Genomic DNA, 22850 nt, shown 5'->3' with positions numbered 1-22850 from the left:
GGTCCCGCACTCCGGGTCCCACGTGCCTGCCGTGCTGACCGGCGCCCACGCGTGCAGGGGTGGTCCCACCCGGTTCTCCCAGAAGGGACGGCCCGGCCGCCGGCGCCCGCGCGTGCAGGGGTGGTCCCTTCATGATCCCCATTCAGGGACGTCGCGAACCGGCGCACCGTAGTTGGGGTGGTCCCGCGTCCGACCATTGCTATAGGTGGCCGGGGTTCGGCGCCCGTGCCTGTACGGGCGGTCCCTGGCATGACGCAGGCCGCCCAGCGGCAGCATGGGTCCCGCGTGCGCATGATCGATTCTGCGGTGAACGTGTTCCGCCAGCAGGGTGAGTGCCCAGCAGTCGAAGCGGAAGGTGATGGTCTGCCCGCTATCACCAGACCATGATCACCAACCTGTGCCGCGGTATTGCCGCGGCGTCCCTTGCCTTCGCCGTCCTCGCCCGACGACCGCGCACGCCGACGAGTACACGCTCACGGAAGCGATCACGTCGCTGCCGATCGCGGAGGAGATCCGCGAGGGCTACAAGCGGGAGCTGTACGTCGCCGGGGGCATCGCGGCGCACTCCCAGCGCATTTCGAAGAACGACACCAACGCATAGCTCCGATCCACAAGGACAGGGCCGTCACCAGTCGGTGGCGGCCCTGTCCTTGTACCGGAACGGTGGTAACCGGCTGCTCAAGGAGGGGAATCGATGGTGAGTTGTGCGCTCCCGGGCCTCGGCGGACGCCGTCTTCCATGTCCAAGCGATGCTTCCATTACGGGCCTTGAAATTCATAACTGCACGTCAGAGACCCTGCGAGGAGATCATGAACTTGTGCAGTGACCTGAGTCACAGCATGCCTTTTGGGGCTACCGCCCGCCACGGCGTAGCGTTCTCCTAGCGGACCTTCCCAGAAGCTCCCGGGGACCCTTCAGGGGCCCTGGTCGACCGGGTCCCGGATGCTCCGGGTTCCCCGTATCGGGAGCAGCATGGAAGAGAAGCAGAAGGTCACCTCGTCGGAGGAAGACCGGAAGCGGCGGGAGACGCGGCGGCGGAGAATCGCCCGGCGGTTCCGACTGTGGACGGTACCGGTGACGGTCACCGTGTACTGGGTGGGGCGCACGGTCCGGGAGTTCCTCTTCCGGATGTGACGACGCCCCCGGCTTTCCTACGTAGCCGGGGACGCCGCCCAGTGCGGCAAGAGGTGCCCTCGCCGTTCCCGCGGCGGGGGCACCGCCGTAGCAGCACTGTCTACTTAAATGTGTCACCTCAACCATGCCACACGCGTGCCGGCAGCACGCGTGTGGCAGCGCGACCGACGCCACCGGAAGGTGAGGGCCTCCGGGCCTTTGGCATCGTGGCGCTGCGACGAACCGCTCACCATCGACGGTGATCACTGCTCGCGCGGTGCCTTCGATCCTCTCGCGCCCAGTCGTTCTTGTCCGGATGCCAGGTTCCTTAGAGCGCCTCCCCGAGAAGAGGTCTGATGAACGCGTCTGCGCTGGACTCTGCGGACTTCCAGGTCGCGCAGCTGTTGAGGCCGGCGACATCCTTGGCGGCCTCGGCGTAGCCGTCGCGCCATCCGGGGCCGGACATCTCGAACGTCGCGGGCATGCGGAGATCTGTTCCCACCCGGAGTCGGAAGGCCACCTCCGTGTGGAGAGCGTGGTGGGCCGCGGGGCCGTGGCCGACGCCGCCCGCCCGGCGTGCTCCGGCCAGGGTGGGCAAGCCACCAGCCGAAGGCTTACCCAGGGTCCCCTTGGGCTTGCCCACTCCCCCGGTACACCCCGTTGCGGCAGTGCGCGCCGGATAGCCTCGGAGCACAGTGCGCTGAGCTTGAGGGGTGGGCGTTGAAGTTCACGATCGACACCGAGACCGATTCGTACGAGGACGCGATCCGTACCGTGCGCGCGGCCTACGGGAAGCCGCAGCCCGAGTCGGGCGTCCGGCCGGAGGTGCTGCCGGAGGACGTGGTGTGGAAGCCGCCCAGCCGGTACGACCACCCGGCGTGGACGGAGGAGATGCTGCGGTCCTGGGTGAATTCGCTGCACACGGTGGAGGAGCTGGACGTGGTGTGGCGGGTGTGCGCGGAGCCGGGCCCGCCCGGGGTCAGGGGACAGGTCATCGCGGAGTACGTCTCCCCGGAGCTGACCGGCAAGCCGGCCCTCACAGCCCTGGGTCTCATCAGCCGACGGCTGAACTGGGCCGCCCGCGAGCTGTGGACCTGGGGAATGCCCTTCGTGATCGACGAGGTCAAGCGCACCCGGACCGTCGACCGGTCGGTGGCCGCGATCCTTCTCGACGCCCTCGCCGAGCACCCCTTGTGGCCCCGGCTGCGCCACCACAGCAGCCCGCCCGCGCTCGGCTCCTGATCCCAGCCGTCCTCCTACTGGGCAAGCCGCCCTCCTGGACGGCTTGCCTAGACTCCCCGAATCCGCGCAGCTATCCGCGACGCCTGAACAGACCCCGGGCCTTCGACACCTCCGCTTCGGCCGCCGTACCGGCCGCGACGTCCTCCGCCTGGCGCTGCGCCGCCCGCTCCGCCTCCGCACGAGCGACGGACGCCTCCGCGCGCCCCGCACTGCTCGTCCCACCGCCCAGACCACGAGAACCGCTCGGTCCCCCTCCAACGGTCGTCGGTGAACTTCGCCCCGCACCGCGTGCACACCGGACGCTTCGCCTCCCGCTCCGCTGTCTCCCGCTCCGGCCGCCGGTCTCGGGCCTCCTTCCGCTGCGCGGCATACAGGCGGTCGCCGTCAAGGTTGTCCAGGGCCTCGGGCAGGGTCTGCTCACCCCCGGCGGCTCCGCCCGGCGCGCCACTGGTTCGGCCGGCCGCCAGGGAACTCCCGTGAGCGGGAGCTGCGCCGGACAGGCTCCGGCGGCGGGTACAGCGCTGCCCGCAGGCGGACTGCGTCGGCGATCTGCGCCAGGCGCTCGCGCTGCTCCGGTGAGAGGTGGGGGGAGCGGTCCCCCGCACTCTCCCCGCTCCCCCATCGCTTCGGAGGCCGGCGACCGGTCACGTCCCGGCGCCTGCCACGGTGACTTCGTGGGCTGTCCCGCCGGACGGTCCGCGGTGTCACGGCTGGAGTCCCCGGCCCTGGCCCTGGCCGGGCTGCTGGCGGTGCTGCTCGTGCTCCTAGCGGTGCTGGTCGACCGGGCTGGCTGCTCCGGCGGCCGGGGCCTGCCCGTCCTCAAGGGCGCGGCGGCGGGCGTTGGCCGCGCGGGTGAGGGCGGCGAGCCGTTCCAGGTTCTCCGGGGTGCGCAGCCATGTGGCCGGGTCGGTCGTGCGGCCCTCCAGGTACGGCTCAGGCATCGCGGCCTGCTGATGGGCATGGACGGTGGCGGCCCTCTGCGCCGCGGTGAGCGCGCCGCCTCGGCCCGGGTGGTCGACCGCGTGGGACGCCTCTGACGCCTGATCGTGCAGGGCTTCCGCGTGCGCGGCGTTCGCGGTCGTGGCCGGTGCGTCGTCCGGACCGGCGGCGGGCGGGGTGCGGGCGGCACGGATCGCCTTGCGTACGGCGAGGCTGGCGACGAGGGCCCGCGCTCGTAGCGGGACGACTCCCTCGGCGGCTTGCCGTCGACGCTGGCGATCCACCACGGCGCGGGCTCGGCGAAGCCGGCGGTGTAGAAGAGCTGGTCGGCGGCCGGGGTCCGGCGGCCGGGCTGCGGAACGGTGAACTGCCGGCCGTGGCCGGACAGGAACACCTCGTGACGGGCCTCGCCGCCGCCCTGCAGAGCGGGGCCCTCACGCCAGATGCCGTTGCCCTGGAAGCACGCAAGGCAGCGGATGCCGACACCGAGCCCGAAGAGACGCCGGCATCCGCCTCCGGCGGCCAGCACGGCAGCACGCCGCTGCCCGCGGCCGTCCGGGCCCAGCTGCTACCCGACAAACGGCCTCTGCCATCTGTCGCCCACTACGACCAGCTCCTGCGACTCCGCCCACCCGGCGGCCCACCCCGTAATAGAGGAGATCACCGTGTCCGTTCCCCGCCAGCGAGGGCTCACCGAGCACGCCGCCACCACAGGCGTTAACCATGCCTGCCGCATGCTCCGCCTGCCCACCATCCGGTCCCAGTTCTCCGAGGTGGCCGAGACCGCCGAACGCGAGCAGATGTCCTACCTCGGCTTCCTCGCCGAACTCCTCCTCGCGAAGTGCGACGAGCGAGCTCGGCGCCGTTCCGAACGCCGCATCAAGGCCGCCGGTTTCCCCCGCGACAAGTCGCTCCGCAAGTTCGACTTCGACGCGAACCCCAACATCGACGCGGCCATGATCCATACGCTCGCCAAGTGCGAGTGGATCAAGAAGGGGCTGCCCCTCGGCCTCATCGGGGACTCAGGCACCGGCAAGTCCCACCTGCTGATCGCACTCGGCACCGAGGCCGCGATGGCCGGCTACCGGGTGAAGTACGTCCTGGCGACGAAGCTGGTCAACGAACTCGTCGAGGCCGCCGACTAGAAGCAGCTGACCAAAACAATCGCCCGCTACGGCCGCGTCGATCTCCTCTGCATCGACGAACTCGGCTACATGGAACTCGACCGCCGCGGCGCCGAACTCCTCTTCCAGGTCCTGACCGAGCGGGAGGAGAAGAACAGCGTGGCGATCGCCTCGAACGAGTCCTTCTCCGGCTGGACCAAGGCATTCACCGACCCCCGGCTCTGCGCGTCCATCGTCGACCGACTCACCTTCGGCGGCAACATCATCGAAACCGGCACTGACTCATACCGCCTGGCCACCACCCGGGCTCGGGCCGAACAACAGAGCGTCAGCTGACGAAGGGCGCTGGCGCCGCATTCCCCCGTGTGGTGGATGGTCGCCGGGTCAGCAACAACAGGCCGGTGATCAGGCAGGACGGCAAGCCTCACACACATGGTTGTCGATCGCGGCCACCAAGTCCTGGCCCGCTGCCTTCACGGCGGGATCCCTGTCACTGGCCAACCTGTCTGCCATGCCTCTGCCGTCGAGCACGGCCTGGTGGGCTGCGTATTGAACGTCGAGCCGAGGAGGATTGGCCTGTTCGAGGATCGTCTGGAGCAGGTGGATCACACCGGAGCGGCTGGCGACAGAGTCAGTCACTGCGAGATCCCACAGGAACGGAACCGCCTCGGCAGTGGCGTCGAAGACGGACAGTTCCCCAAGCCACAGCCCAAGATCACTCAACGCCGAAGCGCTGGTCAGTGCATCGCCCCACGCCACCCGTGACAGCCTGCCCGGGACCTCTTCCGCCGATCCATACGCGTGCGTCAGCTCCTGCCACCGAACGCGGCCCATGCCCTTGAGTATCGCCCCCACCACGCACCCCAGTTCTAATACTGCCCGCGACGCCAGGTCCACCATTCCACCTCACGGAGCACATCGACCGCGAGCTTGCCTCTGAGTCGTTCCCAGAACTCGCCAACATCCCACCCACCGCCGAGGACAGAACGTTCGCGAAACCCACCTACATACGTTCCTCGTTCTGACCTACGTAGCCAGAACGACCAGGACAAGACCTTCCTGGCCTTCACGCGGGACCTGGGCGAGCTGTTCGAGCAGTACGTGGGCCGGAACCTCCGTCTCCTCCCGAACGCCGAGGTCTACTCGGAGATCGTCTACGGGAAGAGCGGGGAGAAGACCACCGACTGGATCGTGGTCCTTCCCGGTCTGATCCTGCTGGTGGAGGCCAAGCCTTCCGGCCGAACGCCGACCTCCGGCTGGGACCGCAGCAGACCTTTGAGAAGGAGCTCAATCAGAAGCTGGGCAAGGCCATCGGGAAGCAGATCCCCACCACGGCCGACCTGATCCGAAAGCGGCACCCGCGGCTCGCGCACCTGCCCGGCAACCGGCCGATGTTCGGGATCGTGGTGACCCTGGAGCCGTACCACCTGGTCAACACGCCCTGGTTCCGCGCCGAGCTGCCGGCCACGGACGTGCCCACGGTGGTCGCCTCGTGCAGCGAGCTTGAGGACGCGGTCGTCGCGACCGGCCCCGGCCTGGAGGTCGGAATCCTCGCCCACATCAAGCAGCCTCCGCCCGACGGGTGGTCTCTGCGTTCCCTGGCCGGGGACCGAACCGTGATCAACCCGATCCTGTCAGATGCCTGGGGGGCTCTTCCCTGGGGTACGCAGCCGACGGAGGAGACCCCGGCGCGCTAAAGACGGATTCCAGAGCACCAGGACTCGTGACCATGCCCCCCTGATTGAAGGAGGTCACCATCCCCAGCACACCGGAGATCTACGGCACCGCCAGGTTCCGCAGCTGCGCCTCGGTGACCGCCGCACCCGGCGCGAGTCCGAGCACGGCAAGGCCCCGGCCCATCCAGCGCCCGGCCGGGACCCCAGCCTGCTCCTGGGCCTCGCGCAGCGGCGTGCGCGCCGGGCGACGGCCGTCGCCGACGACGGTCTCGCGCAGGTAGTAGCGGTACATCTGACCGGCCCGCACGACCCTGATATCCACCGTCATGGTGACCACGTCACACGGCTCTGACCTGCAACGAAAGGGGGATCAGCGGGACGTCTCGCCAGGCGGGAGCAGGGCCGAACTTTCTTCTCGGGTGCCCGCCGAGCGGGAAGCGGCCCCGGGCCGGACGCGAATGTCATCGCTCTCCGGCAGTCCTCACGTCAAGACCCGGACAACCCCACGCCGCGACGCGAAGGAGTCCGTCACCGCCATCGCCTCTTACCTCAGCGTCGATCGCCCCGCCCCGCCCTGACCGCACCTTCGCCGCGTACGCCGTAGCCGCCATCAGCGCCGACAACCTCAGCACTCAATGAGGCGCCGTCGCACAGTGCAGAGACGGATCCTTAAGCCGTCCGACTCGGCCTGCGTAAGCCCCCACAACCGGCTCGCGCTGACGAGAGTCGCGTCAAATGTTTCCGTCCACCCACCAGTCGGCATCTGTTCAGCCTTGAGGAAGGACCTCAGCCCCTCACCTCGAAGCACACCGATCACCGCCTGCTCAACCTTGTAGGCAGCCTCCCCGGTCTCGAAGGGGCGGGTATCCACAACTGTCCAGCCCATGCCACAAAACCGGGCCACCCGGTCCTCGCGGGTCTTTAATCCAGTGATGCCGATCTTTACCGCGCCGTACGAAAGATGTTCCAGCACATAGAGCCTTGCTGCCGCCCCCGGGTCCAGGCCGTACCTTGCACAGTGCGAGCAACAGGCGCCACGGGTGCGCACGTTGTTGAGCCTGGGCCACGAGATCTTTCCGCAGCGGTCGCATAGCGATTCCCATCGGGAGCGAACGTTGGTGAACGGCTCCAGGGTCCTGAAGCCGGCCGCCTCCATGTCGCGCACGGCTTCTTCCGGATCTCCAGGTCCGTACCGCTTACAGAACCGGCAACCGCCCTCCCGACCGGTCACGTTGTCATAGCGCGGAGAAACCAGGTGACCTGCGGCCGTGCACAGTGACAGCCAGGGTTTTCCCGTGCCAGGAAAGTCCAACAGAGCGCGGAAACCGTGTTCGAGCATCACCGCTGCGGCTACGCCGGGGTCGACCGGCGCGTTCGGCGCGCAGTACTTGCAGGCACCTTGACCGCTCTTCACGTTGTTTCGGTTCGGGTAGATGATCTTCTTGCACCTGTTGCACCGGCACTTCCAAGGCGCACGAGCGCCGCCCGGATAGGGCTCCTGGGGCTCCGCATCACCGTCCCGCCTCATGTCCGCTATTGCTACGTCGTTCGGGATGGACGCCATACCCCGTCTCCCCTTCGAATACATGGAAATATCGCGGGATGCTTGCCCGTGTCATCGCTCTTCGGCGTACAGGTGTTGGTCGATCTGTCGTAGAAGGGCCTGCACGATCAGAAGCGAGGACAGGGCGAACTCGATCCGATACGCGACGGTCGACGCCTCATGTGCGGAGAGGTGCCGGTTGAACGTCTGCTCTCGATCTGTCTTGGAGAACGCCTTCATCATGCCGCTCACCATCAAGGCGGGGACCACCAGTAGCATCTGCAGTTCGCCCCATGCAGGCAGCGCGGCCCGGGCCTCCGTGAGCACGGTGTTACTGCCGGGGCCTTTCCTACGACTCGTGAACTGGGCCCAGGGGAACGTAGCCCGCAGCCACGTGTGGCCGTGCCTGGTCATCGCAGTGTCAAGGATGTTCCCGAGCAGGGCTTGAGCCGGTCGGTAGTGGCTGCCCCGCACGGCGTCTGCGGCGTCCCGCGCTAGCTCCAGGAGGTCGAATAGCTCGGGATGATCGACAGCATCGAGGCTGGCCAGCACGTCGTCGACGATCTCCGAGCGGTGTTCCACGAGGTACTGCTGGCGCTCGGTTCGGCCGGACAGTCCGAGCAGACATTCGATGTGTTCCGTGCGCGGTGCCCAGATCAGGCAGATACCGTCCTCCTCGCAGATGGCGAAGAGCCTCGCCCACTCCGCGGTACGCAGTGCCTGCAGGTTCTCCGGCAGCAGGTCCTTGATGCTGGCGCCGACCTTGCTGAAGGTCTCGAGGAGCCCGGAAGCCAGCAGCAGGCGGTTCCGCTCGCCGATATCCGCCAGTACGGTCCGCCATGGGGCTGAGTCGAACAGACCTGACAAGCCGAGCAGCACCGGCTGCATCTGGACGAGGCATGCCCGGAGGTGATCGGGGAACAGCGGGCGTGCGAACGTCGGGCCCAGGGCTTTGGCCACTGCGGCGGCGAAGGCACGGTTCCGCTCTGCCTGGCTTCGGTTGATGCTGTCCAGAACGCTCTTGGGCAGCTCGAACGGGAGCGGCGCGGGTTTCGGCAACGCGGCGATGCTCTTCTGGAAACTAGCCACCGTCCCGGGCATGCTGCCCGAGTCGACCAGCTGACGGATCGCGTCTTGCGCGCTGGCCAAGCCCCCGAGCGCGCCCAGGCTTCGCTCCAGTTGAGGAAGAACGCTCACGGTGCCGGCAGCCTCAGCGAAAAGGCGCCCCAGGTTCTTCTGCGGCCCGAGTGCCGCGCTCGATGCTGCGATCTGGGCGCGAAGGGTCGAGAGCGGGTCAAAGTCACGGAAGATGTCCGCCAACAACGAGTTCACCATGACACTCTGGGCAGGCCGTGCCTCCGCTGCCGTCACGTCGGACCCATCGCGCGTGCTGCCCTGTTCGCTCACCTCGTTCATGTGCTCAGGATGACGTGCCGCACCGACACTCGGCTCCCGGTTTTCGCCGCCGGCCCCGGCGCCGAATCTGCGTCAAGGCTCGTTCGAGTGATCGGGCTGCTACTGGCGAACCGAAACCACGGGCGCGTCGTCGGGGAGAGCATGGAGCAGATCAAAGAGCGACACATCGCGGGACCAGGTCTGGTGGTGCTGAACATCACCGGCTTGGACGAGGACACCGTCACGGCGGTGATGAAGTGTCTGGAGCGGGTGTGGGCGACTGCCGCGAGGATGCGTTCCCAGGTTCCGTCCACGGCCCACCTGATCAGGCGTTTGGAGCGGTCTGGAACGAGCCGAGCTCGTCCGGCAGGTCCCGCCAGGGAGAGCAGGTGCGGTACTTCCACGCGATGGCTTCCCGGGTTCGGCGGTGATCAGCCCATCGTCGGCCGCGGACCGGATCGGCTGGCATCAGCGGCTCGATCTGGTCCCACATCGCATCAGTGATCACTAACCGGACAGGCATATCCGATCAACTGACCAACCGATCAAAGAGACACGCTCTAGGAGGAACGCCGTCACGGCGTGCCCGGCCTCGTGGATCGCGACCGCTTCCCTGCGGCTCCCGAGGCCCAGCCCTTCGCCGTGCTCCTGCAGCAGAACTTCCGCTGCGGCAACGCGATGAAGTACGGCCCTTCGCCCTCCCAGAAGTACGGGGGCTGCACAGTCGTTGTCATGGTGCGGAGTTTCGCAGGTGGACCGCGCCGCCCAACACCCGGGCGTTGATGCTCGGGGCGGCGGTCCCTGGTTCAGCTAAGCCAACCGTCCCAGGAACCGGTCGTGCCGGGGTGGGTCAGGCATTGCGCCAGGCCCGGGCAAACTGTTGCTGCCGTTCCTCGTCGTCGCGGAAATCGGGGTCCTCGACACTGCGCGCCGTAATCCGCCACGAGGTCGCTTCGGTGTCATCCAGCCAGAGCCTGCCGAGGTAGGGGTCGCGGTCGGTGTGCAAGTGCATACGCCTGGCCAGGGCCTGCCCGATGAGGTCCGCCGTCGCGGTGCGTTCGGGTCCGGTCATATTGCCCAGGACGTAGAGCCAGCGCATGGCCAGTGGGTTGCCGTTCCCTCCGAGCGCGTCAAGGACGTTGCCCCGGGCATTGGCCGGAAGGAACGCGGCGCCGTGCTCACCGCCGACGCTGGAGAAGGACATCCAGAACCTCGTGCCTTCCCCACCTTCCTCGCCGGGAAGGGGCAGCAGGTCCATCAGGCGGAGCAGGTGGGTTGTGTCGTCGAAGGCCCTCGTGTCGGCGGCCTCGTACGCGGCGATGGCAGCGACGTGCTCGGCAGATAGTTTGCCCGCCTCAGTTCCGGGGGTGACATTGAGGCGGTTCTTCAGGTACTGGCGGGTCCGGGTGGTGTGCAGCTTGGGCAGCATCGGTCTCCTCGCGGGTCCGGACGGCGGTCCGCCGCTACCTACCCTTGGTGACCCCGGCAATACGCATGCTGAGCCGTGTTCTCCCGCGCGTCTGCAGGGCGGGACCGGGCGGCCGTGGCCGTGTGCTAGAACCCGATACACGGCTGATCCAAGTCAAGTCCGGGTGGCCGCCGCGTCCGACGGCCGTAGTGTCCCCGCCGCAGCGGACATGGCGCTGGCCGCCGTATGGGGCAGTCCCAGCGCAGCAAGTTTTATGGCCGTAAAACTACTCAGGAGCTGGCCACTCCGGAAACGCAGAAAACGGCCCCTGCCGCCCGGATCGACGTCCGGATGGCGGGGCCACTGCGTATGCTCACGCGCTCAGGTCGATGCCGGGAGGGTGGGGGTCAGCGGGTTGCCGGGACGAGAGCAGCCTTGTGGCTGTCGCTGTGCGCACTCAGCGCCGGTTCGGCGAGGACGCGGAGGCCGTGGGACTCGCCGACCTGGCTGCAGGCGCTGCAGACCACGGTGTGGTTGCGGCGGCCGGCGCAGCCGGAGTCTGCGTCGCAGGGCTTGCCGGCGGGGCTGCGCATGGGTGCATTCGGTGCCGTCCGGGTGGAGCGGGGTGATCTTCACGCTGATGCGGGCCATGGGCTTCGTCTCCTGGTCGGGAGCTGGAAGGGGCAGCTGGTGGAGCGCGGCCGCCGGGGTGCGGCCCCGGTTGGGGCGCGGCGGGGTGGGTGGCTCGATGCGGGTGAGCTCGGTCTCGGGGTGGAGTCCGAGCTGTCCGGCGGCGGCCGTGCGGGCGGCGAGGGTGAGGGAGCAGGCGACCCGGTGGTGTCCGTGGACGATGCGGAGGTGGCAGAGCTGGCAGGCGGCGAGCAGGTTCTCGACCCCGCGGCCTGGTTCTCCTGCCCGAACACGGTCCGGACTGCGAGAACGGCTGCCGTTGAGACCTCGACCTGCTCGGCGCTGGTGCAGAAGCGGGCATGTCGCCGGTGGCACTACTGAGCGCCACCGAAATTCCGACCATGGGTTTGCTCCAGCCGCCTAGTGTCCTGGCCATGGACTCTGAACGACTCAAGCTCTCTTCGCGCAAATGGATGATCGCGGCCTTCGCAGCGCTCGCCGAAGGCCCGTCGTCCCATGACCTGGCGGTCCACCACGCCGGGATCGCTGCCGAGCATCTCCTCAAGTCATACCTGGCCAGCCTCCACCCGGCCCTCGTAGTCGAGGGCAAGGATTTCAACTCCTTGCTGCACGCGACGGGTCACGGGGCACACGCTTCGGTTCCCGCGGAGCAGGTCAAGACCATCGGCTTGGCCGAAGCCCATGCCCGAGCGCAGAAGATCCTGCGGAAGAAGATGCCGGTCGATCAGCGGGTGCTTGGACCGCTAGCCAATGCTCGTAACGGCGTCGCACACAGCGGCATGTACGACCGGTCAGAGGTCAATGCCGTCTTCACCACGTGTCTCCGGCTGATCGACCCCTTGCTCGTCGAACTCAAGATCGACACTTCCTACTGGGGCCGCTACGAGTCCCTGCACGACCGGCTTCTCGAAGAGAATGTGGAAGCTGTCCGTGTCCGGCTGGAGAGCAAACTTGCTCGGGCCAAGGATGTCTTCTCTGAACGTTACGGCCACTTGCCCCAGAAGGAACGCGAGCTCGTCCTCGGCACGATTGCACGAGTCTCCCCTCCCGGCTACATCGAACACGACGAGCCCGCCACCTGCCCGGCATGCGACTCGCAGGGCTGGCTTAGTGGTGACACGCACGTTGACGAGGATGAGTGGGCGGTCATGTTCACCCCGTTTGTCTTCACCTGCCCAGCCTGCGACCTGCGTGTCGAGCACGAGGAACTTGAAGAGCTGGAGGGGCTTGCGGAGGAGGTCAAGCTGGATGAGTCACCAACCGACTTCTTCGCGGACTGGGAGCCAAGTGAAGTCCGTGGATCTTCATGGGATGGAGGACCATTCCACAACTTCTGATAGCCGGGCTTTCCAACAGCTCCTGAGCACTTCCGGCTAAGCGGCGTCCCGTTTGAGGTCCGTATACCGCAGGTGGGCGCGATCAGCTGGTCAATGCCTTGATTTCCTTGTCCACGGCTTCGGCAGCAGGGGTCAGGTCACCATCCAGCGAGTCCAGAATCAGTACAAGGGCAGCCTGGGGGTAATACTCCCGCCCGTGCAGCGGCCGATAGCCTGCGCTCTTGAGGCGCGCCAGCATCCCCTTCTCCGCCTCTAGGGCGGTCCCCTCGGGAAGACCGATGAAGAGCCGGTGTCGCGTGTTGTAGCCGTCGCGGGCGTGCCGCGACAGCCGGGTCTCTCCGTCCCCATTGCTGATGCCGAACTTGACCCCGGGTTTGCCGGTCACCCGGTCTGTGCCTGTAACGACATCGAAGACATCTTTTGGTTTGGCGGCCCGAGCTTGAGCCGCCCTGGCCTTCCGCTCGGCAGCAGCGGCGGCGCGCGCTTCCCGTGCCCGGACCGCAACCTGCCGGGCTTCCATCTGCTTCTGCAGGGAAGCCTCGCGCTTGGCGCACTCAGCTGCCTCACGCTCAAACCGAAGGGAGGGTTCACGTGCTTCTGCATAGTTCCGCTCAGTCGCACGCACACGCATAACCTGCATGTAGACGCGAAAGCGGTCGTAGTCGATGCCTGGCTCGAACCGCACGATCGCCTCGGCGATGTGGGCCGCGTTCAGCGTGTACTCGCCATCCTGGTGTTGGTCATTCTTCCCACTCGCATCGACGACGCCCTGGAGCCTCGACGTCTCGATACCTCGCAGGCCAGCCAGGTGGTAGTTGACCTGGATGAGGTATCTGCCGACAGGGTCGTCCCAGAACGGATCGTAGATATTGGCGCCGGGAATTCGATGGTCAGCGTTATTCGGAACGGCCGCGTGGACGCCCCTCAAGCGGTGCTGCGAAGCGGCGTACGTTTCTACCCCTGCGTCACGCGCGGCTGTGCGCAGAGCGGTTACGGCGTGTGTCAGGGCGATTCCTGCAGCAGTGACAGCCTCCATACAGGCGATCACCTCAGCCGATTCGCCGACTTCATTCGCGCACCCCTCAACCTCAGCTGGGTCTGGCTGCGGCACCGCTGCTGGAATAAGCGGCGCCACACCCGCAAGTGCGGCTAACATGTGATCGACGTCTGTCCACGGGACCGTGATGTGCACAAACCCGGAGTGAGGGCCTGAGGAGAAGGTGGGCCGATTGCCGTAGTTGGTGTGCTCACCATGACAGGTCAGGTCGATGCCAACCCGCTCGGCCAGAAGCCGGATCCCTCGCGCTGCGTCGGCGGCCCAGGAGTTCCGGACATCGATGGGCGCGCGACCGTACCGGTCCAGGTCTCCCTGGTATGGCGGAGCAGAAATCTCAATGACTACACCACCGTCGCCCCTGGCGAGAAACGCCTCCGCATCCGGAGCACCCCCCTCCCTGAGAACCGTTTCAAGGCCCCGCCCCAGCCTCTGCTTCTCATCCTCCGTGTACCTGGACCACTTGCGCACGTACATGCTGACTCCCCCTCGATGACTGGCCACTCGGGCGGGAGGCGACCCTAGTCCCCGGCTCTGACATGTCTGCCGAACAGGGACGTTGAGACATCGCCAAGCAGGACGGGATCGTCCGCGCCGTCGACGTGCGGACACCGGCGGGCAGTGTGGGGACCTGGTAAAGCCGGTGCAGCACTGGGCATTCCGCATCTTGGAACATCCCGCTGTACCGGCATCTCGCACGTCTTCGGGGGTGTGGTTGAGGTGGGCGGTGGTGAGGCCGACCACAGGCCCAGTGTCCGGGTGGATCTCCTCGTGGACGGCGGGGCAGCGGCCGCCGGGGGGGGGCGTCAGGCCGCAGTGGCCCGTGCACTCGCAGCGGCCGCGGGCTCGCTGGAACTGGATCCGCGCGCTGATCTGGGGCCAGTCGCGCGGGTAGCGGTGAAGGTTCTCGGGACGGATGGGCACGGCCGGGTCACTCGCCGCCGGCGGCCTGGCGCTGCTCGAACACTGCGATCAGCTCGCTCAGCGCGTCCGGGTCGCCGGCGGTGCCGACCCAGACTCCCGCTTCGGTCCACACCGGGATCTCACCGGAGTCCTCGGCGTCGAACCAGCAGACGTACGGTCCGTACCGCTCGATGACAGCCGTGGAGAGGGCGGCCGGGTCGGACCGCTGCGGTGCGGTCTCCAGCACGGTGAGCGCGCTGACGACCAGCCACATCGGCTCGTCCGGCGTACGAGGGAGTCGGAGGTAGCCGGTGACGCGGAGCTTGTCGCCGGGGACCAGGTCGTGGATGACCGTGCGCGCCATGGCCGGGTCGCGACGCTGCAGGGCAGGATCATCTCGTCCGTGCGCTCGTCCGTCGGGGAGATGGTGAGGCGGAACCGCGCCGTCGACCCGTGCAGGTCGCCGGGCACGGTCTCCTCGCCGAGGAAGCCGTCCAGGGCTATCGCGTCGTCGGCCACGGTCAGCCTGCCTTCCGGACCGGCGCCTGGTGCGCGGCGTCGTACGCCTCCAGGATCCGCTTGGGCCCATGCCCTGGTCGGCGATCTGATGGTCGTTGGCGCGGGCCCACGTCCTGATGGCGGCGAGCTCCTCGCGGGTGTGACCGCTGCCTGCGGCCGCACGGATCGGGGTGGGCGCGGCGGCCACGGTTGTGGTGCGGGTGCTGGCCTTCACGCTGCGCAGATCCTCCTGCGCCTTCTCGAGTTCGGCCCGCGCCTTGGCGACCTTCTCCTCCGCCTCGCGCTGCGCGGCCTCGCTGTCGCGGCGTTCGGACAGCTCGGCGAGGTCGGCGGTGATGCGGGCGGCGCGGCTGCGGACTCCGGCGGCCGGGTGCGCGGCCGCCCAGTCGAGCAGCTTCTGCACGGCGTTGGTGAGGGGCAGCGCGATGACCGGGACGTCGATGACCGGGGAGGTGGCGGCCGGGCGGGGCAGCCCGAGGACGCGGTCGGCGATGAGGTCGCTGAGCTCGGTCTCGGTCAGGCCGGTGGCCTCGCGGATGGCCTCCTCGCTGTAGCCGTTGTTGTGCATGGAGATCGCCATGGCCTCGTGCGCGGACAGGGTCGGGGCGGCGGGGGTGTTCGTCATGGGTGCGTCTCCGGTTTCCGGGAGGAGGGGGAGCAGGGCGGTGAGGGTGTCGGTGGGCAGCCCGAGGACGTCCAGGAGCAACGCCATGTCGTCCTTGTCGCTGGAGCTGCGGGCAGTGACCCGGGCCGCGGCGGCGAGCTGCTGCGCGGGGTTCGGGTCCAGGGGGAGCGATTCGGCTTCGAGGGCCTCGGTTCAGTCGGTGAACATCACGCGGTCTTGCCGCTGACGGCCAGCGCCAGCACGCGCAGGTTGGACGCCGCCTGCGCCGGGGTGATGGGTTCCTTCCAGCGGTTGTACGGCTCAGGCCGGGTGGGGATGGACTCCAGCTCCACGCGGGCGAGGGCCAGTTCGCGGGAGGTCGGCGGCACGACGCGCGCGCCCGTTCCCTGTGGAGCCGGTCCTGTTCGGCCACCACGCCGACCCATTCCTCACCGAGCCTGGCCACGAGGTCCTTGCGCAGTTGCGTACGGTCGCGGGCGGTGGTCGCCGCCCACACGCCGTGCGCGGTCAGAGCGGGGTTAGCCAGGGCCCACTTCAGGCAGCCGTTGACGATCGGGTAGCCGGAGCAGGCGTGCTTGACCTGGACGAGCGCCCTCTCGCGGGCGCGCGGGTCTTTGTCGGTGTTGCGGATCTCCTCGATCGCGAACAGGGCCGGGCTCGTACGGCAGCGCAGGGCTTGGTCGGTCTGGGGGAAGGGGATCCGGTCGTCGGCCGCGATGAACGTCGGCTGCTGCGGGATGCCGGTGCGGTTGCCGCTCATGAGGTGCCCTCCGGAGCGAGGTGGGGGAGCTGGAGGAGGACCTGGTCCACGAGGTCGCGCGGCGGGCGCCACGGTCCGAGCTGGCCGTGCAGCCACGGGATCGGCAGCGCGAGTTCCTGCACGTCGGCGAGGACCAGGTGGAACGCGCCGGCCTGCGCCCAGCGCGAGCAGAGGGCGGTGTCGTCGGCGTCCTGGTGGCAGTCGGTGAGGCGGGCGACGCCGATGACGGCCCGGGTGGGCAGCGTGCGGCCGCGGATGGCGGTGGCGACCAGCGGGTCGCGCATCGGGGCCCGCTCGGTGGCCTGCCCGGCGTGGAGCAGCACCAGGCCGCGCCAGGACCAGGCGGCCGGTCGGTTCTCCACATCCTTCCCGGCGAGGATGCAGGTCGTCCAGGGCTGGCGGATCGTGATGCCCCGGATCCAGGTGCCCGGGTCGGCGGTGGTGTCGCTCATGCCGCCCGCCCCAGGGGGTTGGTGCCCGGCCGTCCGGCGCGGCGGCCGTTGATGGAGGGCACCGTGGCGTGCGAGCGGTCGGCGAGCACGGCGCAGCCGGTGTGCTTGCCCGCGTACATCGCGGCGTCGGCGGCGCGCTGCAACACGGTCAGGTCGCGGGTGGCGAGGACGCTGGTGCTCGCGGCGCCGACCGAGGCGGCGACGTCGACGGTGCGGCCGTCCTCGAGGACGACGGGGGTGTGCAGCATCCGGACCAGCTGCGCGAGACGCTGCTCCAGGTGCGCGGCGGTCATCTGGACGACGACGGCGAACTCGTCGACTCCGAGGCGGCCGACGAACGCGCGCGGGCCCGCCCACGCGGTGAGTCGGGCGCCGAACGCGGCGAGGACGGCGTCTCCGGCCGGGTGTCCCATCATGTCGTTCACGGCCTTGAAGTGGTCGGCGTCGACCATGACCACGGCCAGGTCGTCGCGGCGGGCCAGGAGCCGGCGGGCGCGGGCGGTGTAGGCGTTGCGGCGCAGCAGGCCGGTCAGCGGGTCCTTGTCCGAGCCGATGGGACTGGGCGCGGCGATCGGCGCACTGGTCACCGAGCGGGCCTGGGACCTCCCGGCCGCCGGCGCTTCCCTGCGGGAGCAGTGGGCGGCCATCGCCCCCGAGCTCGACGGGCACGTCGCCGCCGTGGCGTACGACCCGGACTCCGGCCGGCTCACCGTGTGCCCGGAATCGATGGCCTAGGCGACGAAGGCCCGTCTGGAGCAGACCGCGTCATCGCGGCGCCGGGAAGCGCCGCTCGCTTCCATAATCGAGCACCTGTTTTGCTGGGTGGATGGAATCGTTCCGTTTCCCCGACGACCTGGTGGCGCTGCAGGCCGCGTGGCTCCGTACCTACGACGCGCTCGCCCGTACCCGGGCCGGGGCGGGCACTGCAATGCGCCGGCGGCGCCTGGTCGTGTTCTCTGGCCGGCTGTACGGGCACCCGTACTGGACGGAGTCGGGCCGCTCTAGCGCGGGCAGGGTGGAGTTGTGCCGGCAGGCCCGTGTCCGCGGGTGGACGACCGCGGCGTGAGCGGCGACCCGGGCGGTCCGAGACCCCCCAACCGCTTCCCTTCGGACCTGATCGCCCTCCAGCATGCCTGGATCCGGCTCTACAACCGGCTCGCGCGACGGCCGGGCGGGGGCGTGGTCGAGTTGAGGGCGGAGCTGCAGCGGCTCTCTGGCCGGATCGGCGATCACCCGCACTGGGGCGATGGGGATCCGGGCCGGCTGTGGCGGGCCGCCCAGTACGCGCCGGACGGCGACCGGGAGGTCATGGTGCGGCTCACCGGCGGCGGGTTCGTAGTTCAGCCGGAGGCGGAGAGCGGTCGCGGTAGGCGAGCTGACGGCGCGGCTGGAGAGCTGGCAGACCGGGGCGGCGTGGCTGGCCTGGCAGCAGCGGCGGGCCGAGCAGACGATCGCTGCTCTGGAAGCCGAGCTCGCTACCCAGGAACCTGGCGAACGCGGAGGCGGCGCGGGGCGGCTGCTCGGTTCGTAACGGGCGGCCCGAGCAGCGGCTGCGTGCGCTGGAGGCCCCGCTGGCCCCGGACGGCGTACGCCTTAAGACGTCGTGATCAAGGGGCTCGGGGCCTCTGCGGCTGTGGCGGCCGCACGGATCGACGAGCACCTGACCTCCTTTCATGCCCCGTCTCAGAACTTCTGGTTCGCAGCACAAGGGCGTCCGCAGGCCAACTTGGGGGGACGGACAGGGGACGGACACCCGAAGGGCTAAAGCTTCCTGTCTATGATCAAAGTCAGTCGACCAGGGGAGGGGTTGGATGTGCCCGAGGGGGAGAACGGCACGGAAATGAGGCTGAACGGCGTAGAGGGTTCACCCGCCGGTCCGCTGACTCCGGGAGGCGGAGGCACGTTCGGCTCGACGCCTTCGGAGAAGAGGACAGCAGCGAACACCATCGAGACCGAGCTGGAGCCGAACACCAACAAGGCAGCAGGTGGGGCGAAGGAGAGCACCACTGCGGCGGCCACGACCTTCGGCGGCTGGGAGACGTCCTCCGGCCTGAAGAAGGTGGCGGAAGCGTGGGAACAGCAGGTGAGAGTTCTCATGGGACGGCTCGGGGCTGAGAAGTCGTCCCTGCGAGGCGCCTCAGGGCTCTTCACGCAAAACGACCAGCACACCGGCGACGGACTGCGCGCGCTGGGAACGAAATCCAAGCTGGACGGGCTGTAGGGGGACAACGTGCTGTCGTACCAGGAAGTCATGACGACAGACCTCGGGGTTCTGACCGCGGCCGCCGAGAAGTGGGACGCCATGGCCGCAGATCTGTCAAAAGTCGAGGAGCGTTACGGCGAGACGGTCCAGAAGATCACTCAAGGGCAGAACTGGCTCGGAATCAGCGTGGGAACCGCGCAAACCAACTTCTCGACGACCCGGCGCGAATACCAGTCCGCCCAGACCGAGGCGAAGGCCGTGGCCAAACTCATGCGAGACGCGCACACCGGCTTCGTGGGTCTGAAGAAAAGAGTCGAAGCAGCCCGGGACGACGCGGTCGCTGCGGGCATGGCCGTCTCGGCCGCGGGTCACGCGACGTTCGACTTCACACGGGTCCAGGACCCGGCAGAGGCCAGGGCTCTACGCCATGACCCTGACCTCCGGGGCGTTGAAGAGTCCTGGAGCTCGCACATCGCTGCAGCGGTGCGGGCCGTGGATGAGTTCGACATCGCCGTCAAGCAGGCACTCGAATCCGTGGTCGTCGATGGAAACATGAGTGACGGCACCATCGGAGGCTTCAACGCCGCGGCCATCCCTGTCATACCGCCCACAGGTACGGCTCGTAGCGAGCAGAAGTTCACCGATGCCGAAAAGTGGATATTCGATGAGATGAAGAAGAATTCGAAGTCGGACGACGTCAGCCAGATCAGGCATCTGCTCGACAAGCCTGAGTGGTATGAATTCGGGCGTAATTACGGAGGCGACGTTACAGCAGCGCTGGCAATGTGGGGCGCGAAGGTAGCGCCGGGCCAGGACTGGGATCACAAACCACAGATCCAGGAGCGGTACGACCTCAAGCACCGCGACGACTATTTTTTCAAGCAGCCTGGAACGAACCGCGAAGTCTTTTACGACATCTACTCCAACGTCCACTACGGATACGTAGGACGGGCCGCCGGATTCGACGCAGATACTCTGATCAAGGGCGCTTCCCTCGGAGAAACAATCATCACCGGGGATGATGACCAGGGTGACCAGATCACGATGCGGGTCGGTATCGGGCTATACGAGAAATACGGCGACAACTTGACGGAGGAACAGCTCCGGCAAGGAATTAACGACGCAATGGATCAAATGGAGCAAGCACAGCAGCGCGGCGAGAACGTCCCGCAGGTCAGGAACCGGAAGTGACGCGCGGGCAATGGGGCTGCGTGCTCGCCCCCGTAGCCGGGCTGGCCACGGGCGTTCTCGGATCAGTCCTTCTGGCTGCTGCGTGGCGGGCTTGCGATGTGGGGGTGAACGGCGCGGCGAACGGACTGGCGCTGATCTTCTACGGAGTCATGCTCGCCGTCATCGCGGGAGCATGGTGGGGGCTGCTCATCGGGTACGTAGGACGTTGGAACCTCGCCGTCGCCCTCGTCGGCTGCACGGTCGGCACCGCGGTCATGCTCTGGATCTTCGTGGCGCTTCTCCAAATCCCCCACGGCTACCGCTGTTGAGTCCGGGAGCGCCCGGGATGCTCGGCCGTGCCGAACCTGGGCGCTCCATGTCCTGATCGCGAGCTGAGGGAGCGGGGCCAAAGTCCCGACGTTCAGGTGTCCAGGAGGCCCAGTTCGCTGTCGGGCCGGCATTGCGGGCAGGCCATCACGCCGCGGCCGGACAGCAGGAGCTCGCGGACGGCCTGGGCGGTTGACGGCTTGCCGCGGCTGGTTGTCTCGCAGACGCCGGTGTGAGCCAGCTCGGGCATCCGGCGGGCACCGTTGCCGTATTCGACCCACCAGTCCGGCGCCGCCGGCAGCGGCAACCGTCGGGCCTTCTCGTCCTCCTCGGCCCGGAGCGCGGTGATCCTCTCGTCGACGCGGGTGAGGGTGAGCTCCAGCCAGCGGCGTATGACCTGCAGCTGGTCGAGCGACGGCGGCAGGGGCAGCAGGGGGTCGGGGCGGCGCACTGCGTCTACGCCCTCAGCCTCGGTCGGCTCGTCTGCGGGGCGGGCCTTCTTCTTCAGGGTCATGCGAGCGGAGACGACCTCCTCGCGGGGCAAGCTCGCCCAGTACGGATGGTCGGTCACCGCGATCGCCAACTCCCGGATCTGCGCCCACATCCGGTCGGCGGTGCGTCGACCGGATGGCCATGCTGGAGAAGTCCGTCCAGGACGCACAGGCCACCCGCAGCGAGCCCGCCAGCGTGCACCCCATGCCCACCAGGAAGAAGACGGCCGCCAAGAAGACCGGCACGGACGCGGCGAAGAAGACCGTTACGAAGCGGAAGCCCCGCAGTACCTGGTCCTGTTCCCTCCGTGCTTCGGCCACCAGCGGGAGTCGTTCTGCCTGGTCCAGGAGCCCGCTTCCGCCTGGCCTCGACGAAGATCATCCTGCGGTGGGTACCCCGCCTCCGCGCGGCCGGCCGTCAGCGAGGTCAGCGGCCGCGCCGGGCGAGGGCCGGACGCACGCCGCGAGCCGCGGCAGGGGTCTCCCCTCCTCGTACCGCCTGTTGCAGTCTGCGGCGCCATCGCTCCGGCGGCGGCCGGCCTGCGGCTTCGGGTGTTCTGTCCTTTGTCCGGTACGACCCGCTCGGGGCGCGGAGGCAGCGAACAGGCCAACCCCGCTGGCTCGCGTGCTGAGAGAGCATGGAGCAGCGGGCAGGACCGGCTCATGCTGACGACAGCGGGCGGGAACAGTGTCTGGGGCAATGTTGGGGAACGGTCACCTGGCGGGAGTGTGGAGGCGGACGGGTAGCGAGGCGAGGGCTCGGAACATGCCCGGCTGCCAGTGCAGGTCGGCTGGGTCGCAGAGCAGCTGCATGTCGGGGAAGCGGTCAAGGAGGCCGGTGAAAGCGATGTGTGCTTCAAGGCGGGCGAGAGGGGCGCCGACGCAGTAGTGGATCCCGTGCCCGAAGGCCAGGTGGCCGGCGGAGGGCCGGGTGATGTCGAAGCTGTCCGCGGCGGTGAACTGCTTGTCGTCCCGGTTCGCGGCGGCCAGCGCGATGGCCACCGGCGAGTTGGCGGGGATGAGGGTGCCGGCCAGTTCGACGGGTTCGGTGGTGAAGCGGAGAGTCGCTGTCTTGACGGGGCCGTCGTACCGGAGGAGTTCCTCGATGGCCCCGGGCAGGAGGCGGCGGTCCTGCTGGAGACGTGTGAGCTGGCCGGGGTGCAGAAGGAGGGAGGTCATGCCTGCGCCGATGAGGTGCACAGTGGTCTCATGGCCGGCGACCAGGAGGAGGAAGGTGGTCGCGACGAGTTCCTCGGGACTGAGCTTTCCGTCGGAGTTCTGCGCCTGGACCAAGTGGCTGAGGAGGTCGTCGGCGGGGGCGCGGCGTTTGCTGTCGACGAGTTCGCGTAGATAGGCCAGGAGTGCGGGGGCCGCTGCCGTGATGCGCTGGGGGTCGTTGGACATGCGGGCGCTGAGCCAGTGGTCGAAGCGTTCGCGGTCGGGCAGCGGCACTCCGAGCAGTTCGCAGAGCACCGCCATCGGCAGGGGGTGCGCGAAAGCCTCCATCAGGTCCGTGTCGGTGTGAGCGGCCATGTCGTCGAGGAGACCTTTTGTGGTGCTCTCGATCGCGGGGCGCAGGCTTTCCGAGGCACGGGCGGTGAATGCCTTGTTGACCAGGCTGCGCAGGCGGGTGTGGTCCGGTGGATCGGAGTTCAGCATGTGCGATACAAGGTCCACGGCGAATGCCATGACGTTGGCTTTGCGGTCCAGGTTGGCCAGGATGGACCGTCGGGCCATGTCGACGTTCTTCGACAGGCGCGGATCAGTGAGAGCTTTGCGAGCTTCGTCGTATCCGGCTACGACCCACACTTTCAGGCCCCCGGCCGCCACGGCTTGAAAGACAGGACCGCGGGAGTTTTTCTGCGCAAAGAATGCGTGGGGGTTCGTGATGTATTCCGGGCTGTCCATCGAAGGAAGC

At 68.2% G+C, this 22850-nt stretch carries 25 protein-coding genes, 4 pseudogenes and 1 CRISPR repeat array (1 of these 30 running past the window's edge); of the genes and pseudogenes, 12 read left to right on the top strand and 17 right to left on the bottom strand.

Annotated elements, in window-relative coordinates; genetic code table 11:
• Positions 1-185: direct repeats of the CRISPR family, unit length 29 nt; unit sequence CCGGCGCCCACGCGTGCAGGGGTGGTCCC; it reaches 145 nt to the left of the window's first position.
• A 143-nt stretch (positions 186-328) separates the two neighbouring features.
• Both ABZ873_RS07495 and ABZ873_RS07490 read left to right on the top strand, forming a co-directional pair.
• A complete protein-coding gene (locus tag ABZ873_RS07495) occupies positions 329-601 on the top strand; it encodes a hypothetical protein (protein ID WP_360866651.1) in 273 nt (90 codons plus the stop codon).
• A gap of 371 nt (positions 602-972) precedes the next feature.
• On the top strand, positions 973-1134 hold the full coding sequence (locus ABZ873_RS07490) for a hypothetical protein (RefSeq protein WP_360866648.1): 162 nt from the start codon (positions 973-975) through the stop codon (positions 1132-1134).
• Positions 1135-1441: 307 nt separating this feature from the next.
• On the opposite strand, the gene ABZ873_RS07485 is transcribed toward ABZ873_RS07490, so the two are convergent.
• On the bottom strand, positions 1442-1597 hold the full coding sequence (locus ABZ873_RS07485) for a hypothetical protein (protein ID WP_360866645.1): 156 nt from the start codon (positions 1595-1597) through the stop codon (positions 1442-1444).
• A gap of 236 nt (positions 1598-1833) precedes the next feature.
• Here ABZ873_RS07485 and ABZ873_RS07480 point away from each other — a divergent pair, with 236 nt between their 5' ends.
• Complete coding sequence (locus ABZ873_RS07480; protein WP_360866642.1) at positions 1834-2355, top strand: hypothetical protein; 522 nt, start codon at positions 1834-1836, stop codon at positions 2353-2355.
• 764 nt (positions 2356-3119) lie between these two features.
• Here the strand turns inward: ABZ873_RS07480 and ABZ873_RS07475 are convergent.
• Positions 3120-3581 carry a hypothetical protein gene (locus tag ABZ873_RS07475; RefSeq protein WP_360866639.1) on the bottom strand — a complete coding sequence of 154 codons (462 nt, stop codon included), beginning with the start codon at positions 3579-3581 and terminating at the stop codon, positions 3120-3122.
• A 378-nt stretch (positions 3582-3959) separates the two neighbouring features.
• On the opposite strand from ABZ873_RS07475, the pseudogene istB reads away from it, so the two are divergent.
• Positions 3960-4754: pseudogene (istB, locus tag ABZ873_RS07470) on the top strand (IS21-like element helper ATPase IstB).
• A gap of 69 nt (positions 4755-4823) precedes the next feature.
• Here the strand turns inward: istB and ABZ873_RS07465 are convergent.
• Positions 4824-5318 carry a hypothetical protein gene (locus ABZ873_RS07465; protein WP_360866637.1) on the bottom strand — a complete coding sequence of 165 codons (495 nt, stop codon included), beginning with the start codon at positions 5316-5318 and terminating at the stop codon, positions 4824-4826.
• Between the two features lie 491 nt (positions 5319-5809).
• Between ABZ873_RS07465 and ABZ873_RS07460 the strand changes: the two genes are divergently transcribed.
• A complete protein-coding gene (locus tag ABZ873_RS07460) occupies positions 5810-6115 on the top strand; it encodes a hypothetical protein (protein WP_360866634.1) in 306 nt (101 codons plus the stop codon).
• A gap of 79 nt (positions 6116-6194) precedes the next feature.
• On the opposite strand, the gene ABZ873_RS07455 is transcribed toward ABZ873_RS07460, so the two are convergent.
• The 3 genes from ABZ873_RS07455 to ABZ873_RS07445 all read right to left on the bottom strand — a co-directional run bounded on the left by ABZ873_RS07455 (position 6195) and on the right by ABZ873_RS07445 (position 9053).
• Entirely contained in the window at positions 6195-6422 is a 228-nt protein-coding gene (locus ABZ873_RS07455; RefSeq protein WP_360866631.1) for a hypothetical protein, read from the bottom strand.
• 297 nt (positions 6423-6719) lie between these two features.
• On the bottom strand, positions 6720-7658 hold the full coding sequence (locus ABZ873_RS07450; protein ID WP_360866629.1) for a hypothetical protein: 939 nt from the start codon (positions 7656-7658) through the stop codon (positions 6720-6722).
• 51 nt (positions 7659-7709) lie between these two features.
• Positions 7710-9053, bottom strand: a complete 1344-nt coding sequence (locus ABZ873_RS07445) for a hypothetical protein (RefSeq protein WP_360866626.1) — start codon at positions 9051-9053, stop codon at positions 7710-7712.
• Between the two features lie 9 nt (positions 9054-9062).
• Here ABZ873_RS07445 and ABZ873_RS07440 point away from each other — a divergent pair.
• Positions 9063-9266 (top strand): annotated as a pseudogene (locus ABZ873_RS07440) (hypothetical protein); the annotation flags it as partial.
• Between the two features lie 44 nt (positions 9267-9310).
• On the opposite strand, the pseudogene ABZ873_RS07435 reads toward ABZ873_RS07440, so the two are convergent.
• From ABZ873_RS07435 to ABZ873_RS07425, 3 genes and pseudogenes are all read right to left on the bottom strand, one after another.
• Positions 9311-9555, bottom strand: a pseudogene (locus ABZ873_RS07435) (transposase); the annotation flags it as partial.
• Positions 9556-9882: 327 nt separating this feature from the next.
• Positions 9883-10461: a hypothetical protein gene (locus ABZ873_RS07430; protein WP_360866623.1), complete on the bottom strand. Its 579-nt coding sequence runs from the start codon at positions 10459-10461 to the stop codon at positions 9883-9885.
• 386 nt (positions 10462-10847) lie between these two features.
• Positions 10848-11033, bottom strand: a complete 186-nt coding sequence (locus tag ABZ873_RS07425) for a hypothetical protein (RefSeq protein ID WP_360866615.1) — start codon at positions 11031-11033, stop codon at positions 10848-10850.
• A gap of 471 nt (positions 11034-11504) precedes the next feature.
• Between ABZ873_RS07425 and ABZ873_RS07420 the strand changes: the two genes are divergently transcribed.
• Positions 11505-12428, top strand: coding sequence for a hypothetical protein (locus tag ABZ873_RS07420; protein WP_360866612.1), 924 nt, complete (start codon positions 11505-11507; stop codon positions 12426-12428).
• Between the two features lie 82 nt (positions 12429-12510).
• Here the strand turns inward: ABZ873_RS07420 and ABZ873_RS07415 are convergent, their stop codons facing one another.
• From ABZ873_RS07415 to ABZ873_RS07390, 6 genes and pseudogenes are all read right to left on the bottom strand, one after another.
• Positions 12511-13959 carry a hypothetical protein gene (locus ABZ873_RS07415; protein ID WP_360866609.1) on the bottom strand — a complete coding sequence of 483 codons (1449 nt, stop codon included), beginning with the start codon at positions 13957-13959 and terminating at the stop codon, positions 12511-12513.
• Positions 13960-14413: 454 nt separating this feature from the next.
• Positions 14414-15616: a hypothetical protein gene (locus tag ABZ873_RS07410; RefSeq protein ID WP_360866606.1), complete on the bottom strand. Its 1203-nt coding sequence runs from the start codon at positions 15614-15616 to the stop codon at positions 14414-14416.
• A 119-nt stretch (positions 15617-15735) separates the two neighbouring features.
• Complete coding sequence (locus ABZ873_RS07405) at positions 15736-15897, bottom strand: hypothetical protein (RefSeq protein WP_360866603.1); 162 nt, start codon at positions 15895-15897, stop codon at positions 15736-15738.
• A gap of 149 nt (positions 15898-16046) precedes the next feature.
• Positions 16047-16289 (bottom strand): annotated as a pseudogene (locus ABZ873_RS07400) (WhiB family transcriptional regulator); the annotation flags it as partial.
• Positions 16286-16741 (bottom strand): hypothetical protein, encoded by a 456-nt coding sequence (locus tag ABZ873_RS07395; RefSeq protein WP_360866600.1) that lies wholly within the window; start codon positions 16739-16741, stop codon positions 16286-16288. The pseudogene ABZ873_RS07400 and the gene ABZ873_RS07395, both read right to left, overlap by 4 nt.
• A complete protein-coding gene (locus ABZ873_RS07390) occupies positions 16738-17328 on the bottom strand; it encodes a GGDEF domain-containing protein (protein ID WP_360866597.1) in 591 nt (196 codons plus the stop codon). The genes ABZ873_RS07395 and ABZ873_RS07390 overlap by 4 nt, the downstream gene beginning before the upstream one ends.
• Between ABZ873_RS07390 and ABZ873_RS07385 the strand changes: the two genes are divergently transcribed.
• The 5 genes from ABZ873_RS07385 (at position 17294) to ABZ873_RS07365 (ending at position 20443) form a co-directional block, all read left to right on the top strand.
• The gene (locus ABZ873_RS07385; protein WP_360866594.1) at positions 17294-17476 is read left to right on the top strand and encodes a hypothetical protein; all 183 of its coding nucleotides are present in this window, start codon (positions 17294-17296) and stop codon (positions 17474-17476) included. The genes ABZ873_RS07390 and ABZ873_RS07385 overlap by 35 nt on opposite strands.
• Before the next feature lie 91 nt (positions 17477-17567).
• Entirely contained in the window at positions 17568-17807 is a 240-nt protein-coding gene (locus ABZ873_RS07380) for a hypothetical protein (RefSeq protein ID WP_360866592.1), read from the top strand.
• A 711-nt stretch (positions 17808-18518) separates the two neighbouring features.
• A complete protein-coding gene (locus tag ABZ873_RS07375; RefSeq protein ID WP_360866589.1) occupies positions 18519-18962 on the top strand; it encodes a hypothetical protein in 444 nt (147 codons plus the stop codon).
• 30 nt (positions 18963-18992) lie between these two features.
• Entirely contained in the window at positions 18993-20135 is a 1143-nt protein-coding gene (locus tag ABZ873_RS07370; RefSeq protein ID WP_360866587.1) for a polymorphic toxin type 44 domain-containing protein, read from the top strand.
• 104 nt (positions 20136-20239) lie between these two features.
• Positions 20240-20443 carry a hypothetical protein gene (locus tag ABZ873_RS07365; protein WP_360866584.1) on the top strand — a complete coding sequence of 68 codons (204 nt, stop codon included), beginning with the start codon at positions 20240-20242 and terminating at the stop codon, positions 20441-20443.
• 92 nt (positions 20444-20535) lie between these two features.
• Here the strand turns inward: ABZ873_RS07365 and ABZ873_RS07360 are convergent, their stop codons facing one another.
• Both ABZ873_RS07360 and ABZ873_RS07355 read right to left on the bottom strand, forming a co-directional pair.
• Positions 20536-21045, bottom strand: a complete 510-nt coding sequence (locus tag ABZ873_RS07360) for a DUF6233 domain-containing protein (RefSeq protein ID WP_360866581.1) — start codon at positions 21043-21045, stop codon at positions 20536-20538.
• Positions 21046-21646: 601 nt separating this feature from the next.
• A complete protein-coding gene (locus ABZ873_RS07355) occupies positions 21647-22669 on the bottom strand; it encodes a cytochrome P450 (protein ID WP_360866578.1) in 1023 nt (340 codons plus the stop codon).
• Positions 22670-22850 lie beyond the last annotated feature (181 nt).

It is taken from the genome of Streptomyces sp. NPDC047014 (genome assembly GCF_040644195.1).
Lineage (GTDB): Bacteria > Actinomycetota > Actinomycetes > Streptomycetales > Streptomycetaceae > Streptomyces.
Note: the sequence above shows the minus strand (reverse complement) of the source record. Positions and strands in the feature narration are given on the sequence as shown.